Origin of the sequence: Sphingobacterium sp. SGL-16 (assembly GCF_011043515.1) — a bacterium.
In the GTDB taxonomy this organism is placed as follows: domain Bacteria; phylum Bacteroidota; class Bacteroidia; order Sphingobacteriales; family Sphingobacteriaceae; genus Sphingobacterium; species Sphingobacterium litopenaei.
The window spans coordinates 1-14854 of sequence record NZ_JAAKGQ010000006.1 but is presented as its reverse complement, the minus strand read 5'-3'; the positions used below and the strand labels follow the sequence as shown (position 1 = coordinate 14854).

General features: G+C 35.3%; 17 protein-coding genes. 7 read left to right on the top strand and 10 right to left on the bottom strand.

Going from position 1 to position 14854, the window contains the following annotated elements; genetic code table 11:
* Position 1: 1 nt before the first annotated feature.
* Entirely contained in the window at positions 2-709 is a 708-nt protein-coding gene (locus G5B32_RS03620) for an ATP-binding cassette domain-containing protein (RefSeq protein WP_165290199.1), read from the top strand.
* Positions 710-788: 79 nt separating this feature from the next.
* Positions 789-3197, top strand: a complete 2409-nt coding sequence (gene gldG, locus G5B32_RS03615; protein WP_165290198.1) for a gliding motility-associated ABC transporter substrate-binding protein GldG — start codon at positions 789-791, stop codon at positions 3195-3197.
* A 41-nt stretch (positions 3198-3238) separates the two neighbouring features.
* Here the strand turns inward: gldG and G5B32_RS03610 are convergent, their stop codons facing one another.
* On the bottom strand, positions 3239-4732 hold the full coding sequence (locus G5B32_RS03610; protein WP_165290197.1) for an acetyl-CoA hydrolase/transferase family protein: 1494 nt from the start codon (positions 4730-4732) through the stop codon (positions 3239-3241).
* A gap of 338 nt (positions 4733-5070) precedes the next feature.
* On the opposite strand from G5B32_RS03610, the gene G5B32_RS03605 reads away from it, so the two are divergent.
* Both G5B32_RS03605 and G5B32_RS03600 read left to right on the top strand, forming a co-directional pair.
* Complete coding sequence (locus G5B32_RS03605; RefSeq protein WP_165290196.1) at positions 5071-5883, top strand: helix-turn-helix transcriptional regulator; 813 nt, start codon at positions 5071-5073, stop codon at positions 5881-5883.
* A gap of 26 nt (positions 5884-5909) precedes the next feature.
* Positions 5910-6785: a DUF1080 domain-containing protein gene (locus G5B32_RS03600; protein ID WP_165290195.1), complete on the top strand. Its 876-nt coding sequence runs from the start codon at positions 5910-5912 to the stop codon at positions 6783-6785.
* Between the two features lie 25 nt (positions 6786-6810).
* Here G5B32_RS03600 and G5B32_RS17600 read toward each other — a convergent pair whose 3' ends face one another.
* From G5B32_RS17600 to rpsT, 4 genes are all read right to left on the bottom strand, one after another.
* A complete protein-coding gene (locus G5B32_RS17600) occupies positions 6811-7011 on the bottom strand; it encodes an IS3 family transposase (RefSeq protein WP_165290194.1) in 201 nt (66 codons plus the stop codon).
* Positions 6992-7207 (bottom strand): IS3 family transposase, encoded by a 216-nt coding sequence (locus tag G5B32_RS03590; protein ID WP_165290193.1) that lies wholly within the window; start codon positions 7205-7207, stop codon positions 6992-6994. The genes G5B32_RS17600 and G5B32_RS03590 overlap by 20 nt, the downstream gene beginning before the upstream one ends.
* A 41-nt stretch (positions 7208-7248) precedes the next feature.
* Positions 7249-7797, bottom strand: a complete 549-nt coding sequence (locus G5B32_RS03585) for a helix-turn-helix domain-containing protein (protein ID WP_165290192.1) — start codon at positions 7795-7797, stop codon at positions 7249-7251.
* A 135-nt stretch (positions 7798-7932) separates the two neighbouring features.
* Positions 7933-8187, bottom strand: coding sequence for a 30S ribosomal protein S20 (gene rpsT, locus G5B32_RS03580; RefSeq protein WP_165290191.1), 255 nt, complete (start codon positions 8185-8187; stop codon positions 7933-7935).
* 193 nt (positions 8188-8380) lie between these two features.
* Here rpsT and G5B32_RS03575 point away from each other — a divergent pair, with 193 nt between their 5' ends.
* Complete coding sequence (locus tag G5B32_RS03575) at positions 8381-8911, top strand: RNA methyltransferase (protein ID WP_165290190.1); 531 nt, start codon at positions 8381-8383, stop codon at positions 8909-8911.
* An 82-nt stretch (positions 8912-8993) separates the two neighbouring features.
* Complete coding sequence (gene sucD / locus G5B32_RS03570) at positions 8994-9866, top strand: succinate--CoA ligase subunit alpha (RefSeq protein WP_165290189.1); 873 nt, start codon at positions 8994-8996, stop codon at positions 9864-9866.
* 76 nt (positions 9867-9942) lie between these two features.
* On the opposite strand, the gene G5B32_RS03565 is transcribed toward sucD, so the two are convergent.
* The 4 genes from G5B32_RS03565 to G5B32_RS03550 all read right to left on the bottom strand — a co-directional run bounded on the left by G5B32_RS03565 (position 9943) and on the right by G5B32_RS03550 (position 12114).
* Positions 9943-10425 carry a DUF4252 domain-containing protein gene (locus G5B32_RS03565; RefSeq protein WP_206366780.1) on the bottom strand — a complete coding sequence of 161 codons (483 nt, stop codon included), beginning with the start codon at positions 10423-10425 and terminating at the stop codon, positions 9943-9945.
* A 68-nt stretch (positions 10426-10493) separates the two neighbouring features.
* Entirely contained in the window at positions 10494-10976 is a 483-nt protein-coding gene (locus G5B32_RS03560) for a DUF4252 domain-containing protein (RefSeq protein WP_223815481.1), read from the bottom strand.
* Between the two features lie 3 nt (positions 10977-10979).
* Positions 10980-11630 carry a hypothetical protein gene (locus G5B32_RS03555; protein WP_165290187.1) on the bottom strand — a complete coding sequence of 217 codons (651 nt, stop codon included), beginning with the start codon at positions 11628-11630 and terminating at the stop codon, positions 10980-10982.
* Positions 11608-12114 (bottom strand): RNA polymerase sigma factor, encoded by a 507-nt coding sequence (locus G5B32_RS03550; protein WP_206366779.1) that lies wholly within the window; start codon positions 12112-12114, stop codon positions 11608-11610. Before G5B32_RS03550 ends, G5B32_RS03555 begins: the two co-directional genes overlap by 23 nt.
* Before the next feature lie 226 nt (positions 12115-12340).
* Here G5B32_RS03550 and G5B32_RS03545 point away from each other — a divergent pair, with 226 nt between their 5' ends.
* Positions 12341-14203: a CocE/NonD family hydrolase gene (locus G5B32_RS03545; RefSeq protein WP_165290186.1), complete on the top strand. Its 1863-nt coding sequence runs from the start codon at positions 12341-12343 to the stop codon at positions 14201-14203.
* A 31-nt stretch (positions 14204-14234) separates the two neighbouring features.
* Here the strand turns inward: G5B32_RS03545 and G5B32_RS03540 are convergent, their stop codons facing one another.
* On the bottom strand, positions 14235-14726 hold the full coding sequence (locus G5B32_RS03540; RefSeq protein WP_165290185.1) for a DinB family protein: 492 nt from the start codon (positions 14724-14726) through the stop codon (positions 14235-14237).
* Positions 14727-14854: the final 128 nt, after the last annotated feature.

The window sequence follows — 14854 nt, the reverse complement described above, 5'->3', positions numbered from 1 at the left end:
CATGTCCATTCGTGTTCAAAATCTGAGTAAACAATACGGAAAACAAAAAGCGTTGGATAACATCTCCTTCCAAACGCAAAGCAACCGTATCATTGGATTTCTAGGACCAAATGGCGCAGGTAAATCTACCACGATGAAGATTTTGACTGGGATCCTTCCAATAGAAGATGGTCAATGTTGGATAAATGATATTGATTTAAAATTTAATTCTCTGGAGGCAAAACGAACAATTGGTTATCTTCCTGAGAACAATCCGCTTTATTTAGAAATGTATGTTCAGGAGATGTTACATTTCCAAGCATCGCTATATCAAGTCAAGAATATCGAAAAACGTATTTCAAAAGTTATTGAACGGACTGGATTGCAGCAAGAACAACACAAAAAAATAAAGGAGCTTTCTAAAGGGTACAAACAGCGTGTTGGCCTGGCATGTGCCATCATTCACGATCCAAAAGTGTTGATTCTCGATGAACCAACCACAGGATTGGATCCCAACCAAATTATAGAAATCCGCCAGCTTATACACGAACTCGCCCAAGACAAAACGGTTTTACTTTCTACGCATCTAATGCAGGAAGTCGAAGCTATTTGCGACGAAATTATCGTCATTCATCAAGGACAGATTAAAGACCAATTTCTATTAAAAGACAAACAAGAACGCTATCCTAATCTCTCGATGGAGGAAATTTTTGTTAAACTGACCAAATAATTTCCTGTTCAACTCATTCTGAGTTTCTTTTGCATTATGAAGCAATATTTCCTATTTTCGGACTTAAAACCTGAAGAAATTGCTTAGTATTTATAAAAAAGAAGTTATATCCTACTTTAATTCTTTTATTGGCTATTTAGCTATAGGCTTATTTCTTATAGTAGCGGGTCTACTAGTTTGGGTATTCCCCGAGACTTCCATTTTGGACAATGGCTATGCTAATTTAGATTCTTTTTTTCAACTTGCACCTTACTTGCTCTTGTTGCTAATTCCGGCCGTCACTATGCAGAGTATCGCTGGAGAAAAGGCGAATGGAACTTTTGATTTATTACTAAGCAGACCTATCTCATTTCATCAAATTGTATTAGGTAAGTATTTAGGAAGTTTGACCGTGTCTCTATTTGCATTAGTGCCTACGTTAATCTATCCAAATGGACTTTATTTATTAGCTTCTCCTATCGGAAATATAGATATTGGCGGGATAACAGGTTCTTATGTTGGATTATTTCTGTTGACAGCTGCATTTACAGCGTTATCCATTTTTGGTTCAGCATTGTCTAACAATCCTATTATTTCCCTTTTGCTTTCGGTAATATTGTGCTTTTTTAGTTATTATGGTTTTGATGCGATAAGTAAGTTTTCGGTTGGCAATGAAAATTGGATAGCAGCATTTGGTATTCAATACCACTATGAAGCGTTGAGTCGTGGCGTCATGCTGGCTTCGGATTTGATTTACTTCATTAGTTTTATTGTTCTTTTTCTGATTCTTTCAGTTGGTCATCTAGGTCGAAAATTTAGAAAAAGAAAGAAAACATTTTCTGTTTATGCCTTCACATTGTTAGTAATATTTCTCTTAAACCAATCTTTTGTCTCCAATCTTTTCGGAAGAATTGATTTTACAGAAGATAAAAGATATACGCTGAGCTCAACTTCTAAAGACATTCTGCAAAAAGCTGATAATGATATTTACATAACGATTTTTCTAGACGGAAAATTGCCTAGTGGATTCAAAAGATTACGACAATCAGCCATTGATATGGCACGTGATATGAATCGCTTGTCCAATGGAGCTATAAAAGTAAACATTATAAATCCACAGGAAGGTTCGGAAGAAGAGAAACGACAAATTTATGAAGCACTCATTAGCAGAGGATTGCAACCGACAAATCTGAGTGTAAAAAATAGCAGCGGTTATTCACAAAATCTGATTTTCCCTTACGCTATTGTGAATAAAGGTGAACAAGAAGTAAATGTAAATCTATTACAAAATAAAATTGGCCTAAATCCAGAACAGATATTAAATAATTCCATTCAAAACCTGGAATATGGATTTATCTCTGCTATCAAAAAGCTTTCTAATCCAATAAAACCCTTTATTGGATTTACTGAAGGTCACAATGAGCCTTCAGACTTAGAATTGTATGATGCAATGCAAACTTTTGCGCAAACCCATCAAGTAGGACGTGTAAACCTGGATTCGATTCAACTGGAAGATTTACAAAAATTTTCAACGATAATTATTGCAAAGCCTAAAACTAAGTTTTCAGAAAGCGACAAATACAAATTGGATTATTACGTGCGCAATGGGGGTTCGCTTGTTTGGGCAATCGACCAGGTGGATGCAGAATTGGATCATTTAAGGCAACCGGGGAAACAAGTGCTAATCGGTAGAGAATTAAATTTGGATGATCAACTGTTTCTTTATGGCGCCCGATTGAACTATGATGTCCTAGCTGATATGAATTGTGCACAAATCCCGATGTCTGTGGGAAATATCAACGGACAAGCACAAATCGAATTGACCCCATGGTTCTTTTTCCCTATTTTGATGCCGAATCGTCCTCATCCAATTATTAAAAATTTAGACGGAATTCGCACTGAATTTATTGGGACAATCGATACTATAGCGAATCCTAAAATCAAAAAGGAAATTATTCTAGAGTCATCACCTTTTGCCAAAATTTACCAAACAGGTTCTATCATATCCTTGCAAATGGTAGAAGAACAGCCCGATCCTACTAGTTTCCGAAGCGAGCAAAAACCCGTAGCAGTACTGCTTTCAGGCCATTTTCCCTATATTTTCGAAAATAGACCAGCTCCTTCCGGAATTAAAGATCCCGTTAATCTTACTAATATTTCGAAACCAGCCAAGATGTTTGTTATCGCAGATGGTGATTGGTTAATCAATCAAGTGAATACCAAAGATGAATCACCTTATCCATTAGGCTGGGACAGATATACCGAAAAACAATTTGCAAATAAAACTTTACTACAGAATGTAGTAGATTATTTAACGAATGACGAGCAGCTAATAACCTTGCGTAATCGCGAAGTAAAACTTCGCCTATTGGATCAAACTCAAGTTAAGCAGGACAAATTGAAATGGCAACTAATCAATGTAGCCTCTCCTATTATAGTTTTAATTTTGATTGGATTTATACAGCAAACTATTCGTAAAAGAAAATACACTAAAAAAGTCGCAATATAAATTGCGACTTTAGTTGAATAAAAACCAAGAAAGTATTAAAATTAATTCTTTTTCATGCTGCCTGTTTCTGCTAAGCGCAAATGCCAGCTAAATGCTTCTTCTAATAAATGAGGGGTATGTCCACCGCGCTCACATGCTCTATCAAAATAAGACTGTAATTCTTCACGATAGTCTGGATGCACACAGTTATCAATGATTTTTTGTGCGCGTTCACGAGGTGCTAAACCACGTAAATCTGCTAAACCAATATCTGTTACCAAGATATCTACATCATGCTCTGTATGATCCACGTGCGAAACCATTGGTAATACGTGTGAAATTTTATTTTCTTTGGAAGCGGCTTGTGTTACGAAAATACTTAAGTATGCATTCCGTGCAAAGTCGCCCGAGCCACCGATACCGTTCATAATTTTTGTTCCCGAAATATGTGTAGAGTTCACATTTCCGTACAAGTCAAATTCAATAGCTGTATTGATGGCAATAACTCCTAAACGACGGATTAAACCTGGTGTATTGGAAATATTTTGTGGTCTCAATACAAATTTATCTCTGTATTTGCTCAAATTACCAAAGACACGATCATAACAATCTTGCGAAACTGTAACTGAAGATGCAGAAGCGAAACTCAATTTTCCGGAATCGATCAAATCAAAAGTACTGTCTTGCAACACTTCGGAAAACATAGTCAAATCGTAGAAATTACTGTCTTTGAAACCTGTCAACACGGCATTTGCTACTTTACCAATACCTGCTTGCAAAGGAAGCAAACGCTCCGTCAAGTGACCTAACTTTACTTCGTTTTCAAAGAAATTCAAGATATGTTTCGCGATGTTGGTTGTTTTTTCATCTGGAGCAGCGATATCTGCAGGACTATCCTTTTTATCTGTAAATACGATAGCTACAACTTTATTTGGATCCAAAGGAATAGTCTTACGACCAATTTTATTCCAAGGCGCTACAATAGGAATTACATTACGATGTGGATAATCTTCAGCTTGATAAATATCGTGCAACCCATAAAATTCCTCCGGAATAGCTGTATTGACTTCCAAAATTACTTGTTTCGCAAGATTCGCAAATGTCAACGAGTTACCTACAGAAGTTGTAGGCACAAAACTTCCGTCTCTATCAATATAGGTTACTTCCAACACAGCGATATCGACTGGAGGAAGGTTTTTATTGTGTAATAATTCTGCCGCTTCACTTAAGTGTTGATCAATAAACAATACTTCACCAGCATTGATTTTATTACGTAATGTACGATCTACTTGGAAAGGCATACGTTTTTTCAAAGCACCTGCTTCAGCCAATTTACCATCTGTATCATGACCCAATGAAGCACCTGTCATCAACGTAATCTTTACATTTTCTGTCTTTGCACGTTCTGCTAAAGCCGGAAGTACGACCTTACTATCTCCCGCCTTCGTAAAGCCGCTCGAACCCACAACCATACCGTCTTTAATTAGTTGAGCTGCTTCCCCTGCAGTCATTACTTTACTATGCAAAGATTCTAAACGTATTCTACTTAAACTCATTTTCTATGTATATTACTAGGCGTTATCTCTCTTATAATCAAATAACATTACAATATTAATGATTAATAGAACGTCATTTTTATTATTTTCAGTCACTTAATTATCTATATAGTAGAAAAACCATTTAATAAACTGACTATCAGTAATTTAATTATATTTTTGATATTAAAATTTATTAAGTGTTATATTCAATGTATTAATAAACATGCATTTACATTCTAAAAAGACCGATTATTATTTAACACAAATCAATAAAAACTAGAATCATCAAGTGACCAAACACTCACTTTTTGGTTATTTAACTTAAAAACGAGAAATTTGTTTACAAATTATGTTATATGGAAAAGGAATATGTAAATAAGTATTACATGACCGAGGTTGATGCATTCGAAGACAGTATATATTGTCATCATGCATTAATGGGAGATAGTTATATTGGTGAGCACGTCCACAAAAAAGGACAATTTTTATACACAGAAGGAGGTGTTGTCTTTTTGAAAACGGCTACAAAATCTTACTTTCTTCCTGCGAGACATTACATTTGGATTCCAGCTGGTATGAAACACAGTATTCATCCGAGTTCTTCGCACGTGGTAATGCGAAACCTTTATTTTCCTAAATATGAAACAGATACTGACTTTTTTGAAAAAATAAACATTTATCCGGTAAATGATTTATTGATCGAACTTATAATGTTTACCAACCGTTGGAATGGTAATATTTTCCCTGTGGAAGAGCCGAAATACTCAATTGCTAAAGCTTTCAAGCTGATTTTGCCAGAACTTTCGCAATCCGAATTACCTCTGGCTCTACCTTATCCCCAAAATCAAAAGCTAAAAGACATTATTAAGTATTTAGAATCCAACATTTCGGAAAATGTAAGCTTCAAAGTACTTGCACAAAATTTTGATATAAGTGAGCGGACACTTGCTCGATTATTTCAAAAAGAATTAAACATGTCTTTTATTCAATATTACACAATTTTGCGTATGTTAACGGCGCTTAAGCTTTTATTAGACGAAAAGTTAAGTGTAAACGAAGTTGCTTTGAAAGTAGGATACAGCAGTCTTCCAACATTTAGTAATACATTTAACAAAGTAATCGGGGTTCGCCCAAGCGATTACGTTAAGCATCAGCACACTTTATTATAATACTTCTAATCTAAACCTTTAAAATTATGACGTTTAAAACACTCGTATGGTCGGCATTAGCGACTGTATCAATTTTATCTTGCTCTACACAGATTAGCACTGTCAAGTCTACTGAGGATGAACCAAAAGCTATCCAGCTTTTTAATGGTAAAGACCTTAAAAACTGGACACCTAAAATCAGAAATTATGCGGTAGGTGAAAATTTTGGAAATACTTTCCGTGTAGAAGATGGTATGATGAAGGTAAGGTACGACCAATACGACAATTTTAATTTCCGTTATGGTCATATTGCTTACAATACACCATACTCTTATTATGTACTACGCGTGGAATATCGTTTTGTAGGTGAACAACCTAAAGGCGGCGAAGGCTGGGCATGGCGCAACAGCGGGGCTATGCTGCATGGACAAGACCCAAAAACTATGGGTATAGACCAGAACTTCCCTATTTCCATTGAAGCACAATTTTTAGGGGGAGATAATGATCCTAAATCCGTACGTACGACTTCCAATCTTTGTACACCAGGTACACATGTCGTAATGAATGATAAATTATTCAGTCCGCATTGTATTAATGCTAAATCTAAAACCTATCATGGTGATCAATGGGTAACAGCAGAATTCGTAGTATTGGGTGATTCGGTAATTCGTCACGTCTTGGAGGGTGAAACTGTAATCGAGTATTCTAAACCACAAATTGGTGGAGATATGGTAGATGGGTACGATCCTGCCGTTAAGAAAGATGGGCAACCATTGACTGGTGGATATATATATTTACAATCAGAAAGTCATCCAATAGATTTTCGTAAAGTGGAATTATACGATTTAGAAAAGTATAAAAAGCAACCTCAGCAATTAGACAATATCATTAACAAGATATTAACGAAAAAAGGCTCGAATTAGACTGCACCCCAAAGTTTAGACAAATTTAGTTTAAAGATTTATAATAATGAGTTCGGTATTCGACCGGGCTCATTTTGTTTAGATTGGATTTGATTCTCTCATTATTGTAATATTTGATATACTCCTTAATTTCTCTTTTTAATTGTGCTATGCTGTTGAATTTTTGGATGTAAAATAGCTCTGATTTTAATGTTCCAAAGAGGTTTTCAATAACTGCATTGTCCAAGACCTAGCATTTTCATGATTTTAAGTACTGTTTTGTGGTTGACAGCATCACCTTTCTTGCGTAATTCGTCGGTGATACGTCTATAACCATATCGACCTTTATGCTTGTTATAAATACTCTTTATCAGTATTTTAAGTAATTGGTATTTGTCCTTTCGCTCACTTTTCTCATGATAATAATAGGTACTTCGTGCCACCTTGCCATAACTTAGCAATAATGCTAAATCAAATTCGTGCCTTAATTTTTGGATGGCTTGGATTTTTGTTTTGATTCCGCTTCCTCTTGCGCTTGAATTAAGGCATTGTACTTTTTTAAGAATGCTACCTCACAACGCAATTTTTCGTTCTCTATTAATAGTTCCTCTTCACGAGTCAATGGCTTATTAGATTTGCGGGCTTTGCGTTTATAAGTACTCATATCTTGCACAGGACGGCCTTTTCGTTTGGGTTGTAAACCGTCCAGTCCAAAGGTAGCAAAACTTTTTTGCCATTGACAAATAGTGCTCCCATTGGGAATGTTAAACTTAAATTTGGCTTCGCTTAAACTTAAACCATAGCGTTCAATTGCTCGAATAACTCGCAACTTAAAGGCAGCAGTATAAGTTTTATTCTTACTAGAAATTAAACCCTTTAATCCTAGTCGTCGGTAGTCCTGTAGCCACCGATCAAGTTGGCTAATATTAATGCCATATAGCCCAGATACCGATGTGACTGAATGATGTTTTTCCTCAACTAATTTAACACACTTAAGTTTAAATGTTAAATCATATTTGACTTTTCGTTCCATAAAAATACCCCCAGAAAGTGTCTAACTTTTTGGGGGCAGTGCAAATTAATCGAGCCTTTTTTTATCAACCAAAAATAAGATGCAAATAAAAAAAGGACACATTGCTGTATCCTTCTATATCTTAATATCCGAAGATTAACCTAACTTGTTAACTAATTTAGTTAATTTAGATTTGTTGTTAGAAGCTTTTTTCTTGTGGATAACGTTTTTCTTAGCCAAACGATCAAGCATAGAAACAACACGTGGTAATAATGCTTTCGCTTCAGTAGCGTCAGTTGTATTACGTAATTTTTTGATTGCGTTACGAGTTGTTTTTGCTTGGTAACGGTTTCTTAAACGCTTCGCAGCGTTAGCTCTAATTCTTTTAATCGCTGATTTATGATTTGCCATTTCTATTAGCTATATATTTTATAATACTTTTTATATTAAATTCGGATTGCAAAAATAACGAGTATTATTCAATATTCAAAATCTATTTTCAAGTTTCTATCCGAATCCTTTAATTACTCTGCAAAGATAAACAAAATATAGCAGTTATTTATCTAACATCTTTATTAAAGCTAAAATTAAGTATTTTTGCATCATGCAAAAATTGTCTATGGACCAACTCAATAGAGTTGATATTGAATCCTTCAAAGAATTAGAAAAAACACCTATTACTATAGTATTGGATAATGTGCGCAGTATGCACAATGTAGGATCTGCCTTTCGTACGGCTGATGGATTCGCTATCGAGCAAATCATTCTATGTGGTATCACAGCCACGCCTCCACACCGCGAAATCGAAAAAACGGCTTTAGGCGCTACGCAATCCGTAGAATGGACACATTATAAAGAAACGACAGATGCCGTTCAAGCATTAAAAGAGCAAGGTTATAAAATCCTGGCTATCGAACAAGCAGAAGGTTCTGTTTCTTTAGAGCAATTTGAAATATCGGAAAACGACAAATACGCATTCGTTTTCGGCAATGAGGTCCATGGTGTGGATGAAGAAGTCATGGAACAGGTAGACGGCTGCATCGAAATTCCGCAATTCGGTACTAAACACTCATTTAACGTATCCGTAACTATCGGGATCGTACTTTGGGATATCCTGAAGAAAATAAAGTTTTAATAAAAAAAAGACCGAATAGAGTAAGCATTATTTCCAGAAGTCGTTACAAAATAGTAGATTTGCTCTGCTAAAAATTAGAACAATGAGTGTATTAGTAAATAAAGATTCAAAAGTTATCGTTCAAGGTTTCACTGGAACAGAAGGTACTTATCACGCGTCTCAAATGATTGAATACGGAACGCAAGTTGTAGGTGGTGTTACACCTGGTAAAGGTGGTCAAACTCACTTAGACCGTCCAGTATTCAATACAGTACAAGATGCTGTAGATGCTACAGGTGCTAATGTTTCTATTATTTTCGTTCCACCAGCATTTGCTGCAGATGCTATTATGGAAGCTGCTGCTGCTGGAATCGCATTAATCGTTTGTATTACAGAGGGTATCCCTACTAAAGATATGATTCAAGTAAAATCTTACTTGAGTGACAAAAATTCTCGTTTGATCGGTCCTAACTGTCCTGGTATCATTACTGCTGAAGAAGCTAAAATTGGTATCATGCCAGGTTTTATCTTCAAAAAAGGTAAAGTAGGTGTTGTTTCAAAATCAGGTACATTGACTTACGAAGCAGTAGATCAAACTGTGAAAGCTGGTTTAGGTATCACTACAGCTATCGGTATTGGTGGTGACCCTATCATAGGAACTACAACTAAAGAAGCTGTAGAATTATTAATGAACGATCCAGAAACTGAAGGTATCATCATGATTGGTGAAATCGGTGGTGGTATGGAAGCTGAAGCTGCTCGTTGGATCAAAGAAAACGGTACAAAACCAGTAGTTGGTTTCATCGCTGGTCAAACTGCGCCTCCGGGACGCCGTATGGGTCACGCTGGTGCGATCGTAGGTGGTGCTGATGATACTGCTGCTGCTAAAATGGCTATCATGCGTGAGTGTGGTATCCGCGTAGTGGAATCTCCTGCTGAGATCGGTAAAGCTATCGCTGAAGAATTAGCTAAATAATATTTTCAATATATACAATGTATTAAAAAGGAGACTTCGAAAGAGTCTCCTTTTTTGTTTTGAAAAGATTTCTGATCTATTGTACAATCGAAGCGTTTTGTTCTTTCTTATCTTCATATTCTTCTATCAAACGATTCAGTTCATTGATATCCAAATCTGATTTAATATCCACGAAAACATGATCTTCACTATCTTTGATACCCAACATGATATTCTTAACTTTGTCACCTTTCATTTTCGTATTGATAGTAATTCTTGCACCCTCGCTGTATAAACTCATTAATTCCTCAAAATTGTTTTTAGCTAAGTAGCTGTTGAATTTATCGGATAGATTAGTGGTAGTAGCACCCGACACAGCCATAAATTTGATTTTCTTAATCTTTTTGATGGCCATGGCTAATGCTGGATCATCTTCTTTAAGTTCTTTCATCTTGCCAATGATAAAAGATTTCATGAGTATGCGTGGTACATTGATTGATACAATTTCTGCATCATTGGAGAAGTCTGATTTCTTAGCAAACTCCATATTTGATCCTCTTTTGATCATGCAACTTTGCATGCTCCACACTAAGAGTAAAAGAAGTATAATTCGTAGGCTTTTCATAATATAGTAATTAAATGTTAGTATTAATTTTTGCTCACAAGTGCATTAAGATCATCATATTTCAAAGCACCATCCAATATCATAAAGATCGTTTCGCCATCTCCAGAATTTATACTTAATAACAAATTACTCAAGAAATCACCATCCACATTCTCTGCTAAAAACTTGATATTATTTCCTTCTGAATTTATGGCAATCAATTCCTCGTATTTTAAATTTCGAATCGCTGAGCTTACATCATTTTGAATGGAAGATCCTGCATTTTCAAAAATCAACATCTTAATGGAATTCACTTTACTCAACAAAGGCTTGATGGTTTCCAAATCCGAATCGCTCATCTTCATCTTATTCAACATTTTGAACATTGGTTTGCCGATTTTTATAGAAGTCACACCTTTGTGCTCTTTATACTGCTCGAATATTTGATCCAATTTGGAGATCTGAGCCTGTGTCATACTGCATACGAACAGACTGATAAGTACTAATATGGTTTTCATTGCTTTCATAATCTATATTTCTATTTTAAGGTATTTAATATTTTCTACTCCTTCCATTCCTTTTTTGAGATTTGATGTCGCGAGGTGAAGTGCCGCTTCTGTTATTTCTAAAGCTTTTTCTTCATCATAAATTCGAACACCGTTAATCTCTACATACATCTCATCTTCTGGCTCTACTGTTTCAACTACTTGAGCTTTTCTTTCTACTTTTTTGACTGAAGCCAATTGTGCAGGTGCATAAACTTTTTTTATTGGATCAGCTATTGTTTCTTCTTTTGGCGTTTCATCTTTGACTGAGTTATAATTATCAACAGTTTCTTTTGTTTCGGTTTGCTGATAAGCTATATGTGATTCAATCTTAACTGTATTTCTAATTATCAATTGTTGCACAAAAAAGAAACCCAACAATAAAGAAGCTGCAATACTTGTAAACAGCATAATTCTACGTTTTAATGGAATTACTTTTGCTTGCTTCACATCCTCCTCTACTTCGTTTGTCTTTTCTAAGAAAGATTCAAAATCCCAGTCCATTTTTTCAGCTGGTTCTTTTAAGGAATTAAAGAATTCCTCATTTTCCAATTCTTTCAATCGACGCTCCTCTTCTAGCGAAGTATTTCCTGCAAAATACTTTTCTATCAGCTTATCCAATTCTTCTCTTTTCATACTCAAACACTTTAGTTAAGTTTTCTCTAACAGTTGTTCTAGCTCTTGATAAGTTGACGCGAACTGCATTTTCTTCCAATTGTGCCATTTCTGCTATATCAATAATTTCATACTCTTCGATATCTCGCAGATACATGACCAATCTTTGCTTTTCGGGCAGTGCATCTATCATTTTCAGCACCAATTCTTTTGTTAGCGAAGGATATTGTTCGGGTTGAATATCGGCTGGCAATTGGTTTAAATATTTAGCTTGTCTACCTAATTTATCTACTTTGTTATACGCTAAATTTCTGACCATCTGCATCGAAAAAGCTTCCACATTCTGTATACGCTCCAATTGACTGCGCTGCTCCCAAAGTTTCAACATCACTTCTTGAACTAAATCGTAAGCATCTTCTTGATGTTCTAAAAACCTATTCGCAAATCGGTACAACTTGTCCTTCAGAACAAACACCGTATTTTTAAAGGTTTCTTGATTCATCATAGATTAATAACGCTTATTTAATAACAAGACAGATTGTGTTAAGCTTTTATTACATGGAAATTGAAAAAAAATAGAATTAAATATTAACACATTGATTATTAACCATTTAAAAATATTATTATTTATTTGTAGTGAGAATAGGCTTTGGTAGTATTATGTATTTTATTACCATCTTTTATCAAAAAAGAATAACTTTAGTTATCTAATCTAAAATAGAAATAATCCGATGAAAAAACAGTTCTTATTTTGCATTCTCTTTGTGTTTATACTACTCAAAGGCTATGCGCAAGAAGTAGATGAAGAATATATTAAAGCGAATTATGACAAGACCGAAGAGTATATCACCATGCGGGACGGAGTGAAGTTATTTACATCCATTTATACTCCAAAAGATAAATCTCAGAAATATCCTATCCTACTCAATCGTACTCCTTATACCTTAGCTCCTTATGGCGAAGACAAATACAAAAGTTCATTGGGAAATTTTCCGCAGATGGCGAAAGAGAAATACATTTTCGTGTATCAGGATGTACGCGGTAAATGGATGAGTGAAGGTGTTTTTGAGAATATTAGACCTACACGTTCTAAAGATAACAAAGCAAAAATCGATGAGAGTACGGATACTTACGATACTATTGATTGGTTGGTGAAAAAAGTAAAAAACAACAATGGCAAAGTGGGTATGTATGGTATTTCCTATCCTGGATTTTATTCTACTGTAGCTTTAGTAGATTCACATCCAGCATTAAAAGCTGTTTCTCCACAGGCTCCTGTAACGGATTGGTTTATTGGTGACGATTTTCGTCATGGAGGTGCTTTATTTTTAATGGATGCTTTCCGCTTCATGTATACCTTCGATGCTCCAAGACCAAAACCGATGACCAATGCTGATGCGCCTAAAGGATTTAACCTAATCTCAAAAGACTACTACAAATTCTTCTTGCAAAATCCATCTATAGGCAAATTAAAAGATGAGTATTTAGGACATACCGTAAAATTTTGGGATGATCTCGCCAAGCACCAGACTTTAGATACCTTTTGGAGCAGCAGAACAATCACGAACTATGTGAATAATGTAAAACCAGCTGTAATGATCGTAGGTGGAACTTTTGATGCAGAGGATACCTATGGTGCGTTTGAAACATACAGACAAATAGAGCAAAGAAATAAAGTCAATAACAATATTTTGGTTATCGGTCCTTGGTTTCACGGTGGATGGGTTCGTTCAGCTGGAGATTCATTTGGAGATATTCGCTTCGGAGAGAAAACAAGTCTTACTTATCAAGAAAAGTTTGAACTTCCATTTTTTGATTATTATTTGAAAGGTAAGGGAGATTTTAAAGCTGCTGAAGCTAATATTTATTTTTCTGGTTCCAACGAATGGAAAACCTTTGCACAATGGCCTCCTAAGGAAACTTCAACAAAAACTTATTATTTGAAACAAAATCAAAAGTTAAGTACAGCTCAACCTCAAAATAATAATGCTTATACAGAATATATTTCAGATCCTAACAAACCTGTACCTTTTCAAGAAGGAATTATTACAGAGCGTACACGTGAATACATGATTGCCGATCAACGTTTTGTAGCCAATAGACCGGATGTTTTGGTTTTTGAAACAGATATTTTGGAAGAAGATTTAACTTTGGCTGGGCCTATTACTGCTGATCTGAAGGTTTCGATGACCGGCACTGATGCAGATTTTATTGTGAAAGTAATAGATGTCTACCCAGATGCTACAAAATCGACATCTCCTCTTTCGGAGAAAGTCGTAATGAAAGGCTATCAAATGTTGATTCGTGGTGAAGTATTGAGAGGAAGATTCCGTGAGGGGTTTGATAAAGAAAAAGCTTTTAAACCTAATGAAATTACTACAGTGAAATTTACCTTACCTGATGTAGCTCATACCATCAAAAAAGGACATAAATTGATGATTCAAATTCAACATACGTGGTTCCCACTAGTAGATAGAAATCCCAATCAAATGATTGATGTTTTTAAAGCTAAAGAGGAGGATTTCATTAAGAATACGCATCGACTTTATTTTGATAAAAACAATTCGAGTAGTATTTCATTCAGTACATTATAAACAAAAGGGATTCAATTGAATCCTTTTTGATTTATTTTTCATCTGCCGAAGGACCATACAAGCCCGGCAAAGGAATATCCAATAAACGCATATATACCGTCAATTGCCCACGGTGGTGAATCAAGTGATTCTGAATAATAAATCGATATGTTCCAAGTCGAGGTAATTGTGCAATAATATGACTTCCTACTTGAAAAGTCCAGATTTTCTGCCATGCTTCATCAGACATTCCTTCAATAGTTGCCACATTATCTGTATATCCAGCATTCAACACATCCAATAGTTCTTGGGCAGATTCTACTTTCCAAGGTGTATACATAGTTTGCATATCAAACACGTCTACCGATAAAGCTTTCTTTACCCAATTGTGCAACCCCACAATATGGGCGGCCAAGTCGCCTAAAGTCATCGATTTAGGATGTGGCTTATAAGATAAATGCTCGTCTTTAATCCTTTCTACTAACAAACGTGTACTTGCTGTTTCTCTTTCTACTTCTATTAAGAATCCCTTATTAATACCCATAATAATAAATGTTTTACTTCAAAAATAGGGAAAAAGACTATACCTAGGATAATACAGTAAACTAAATTAGCTAGAAAAGAAAGTTTACAAATCGGATAGGAGGAACGGGATTAATTCCCGTTCCGACC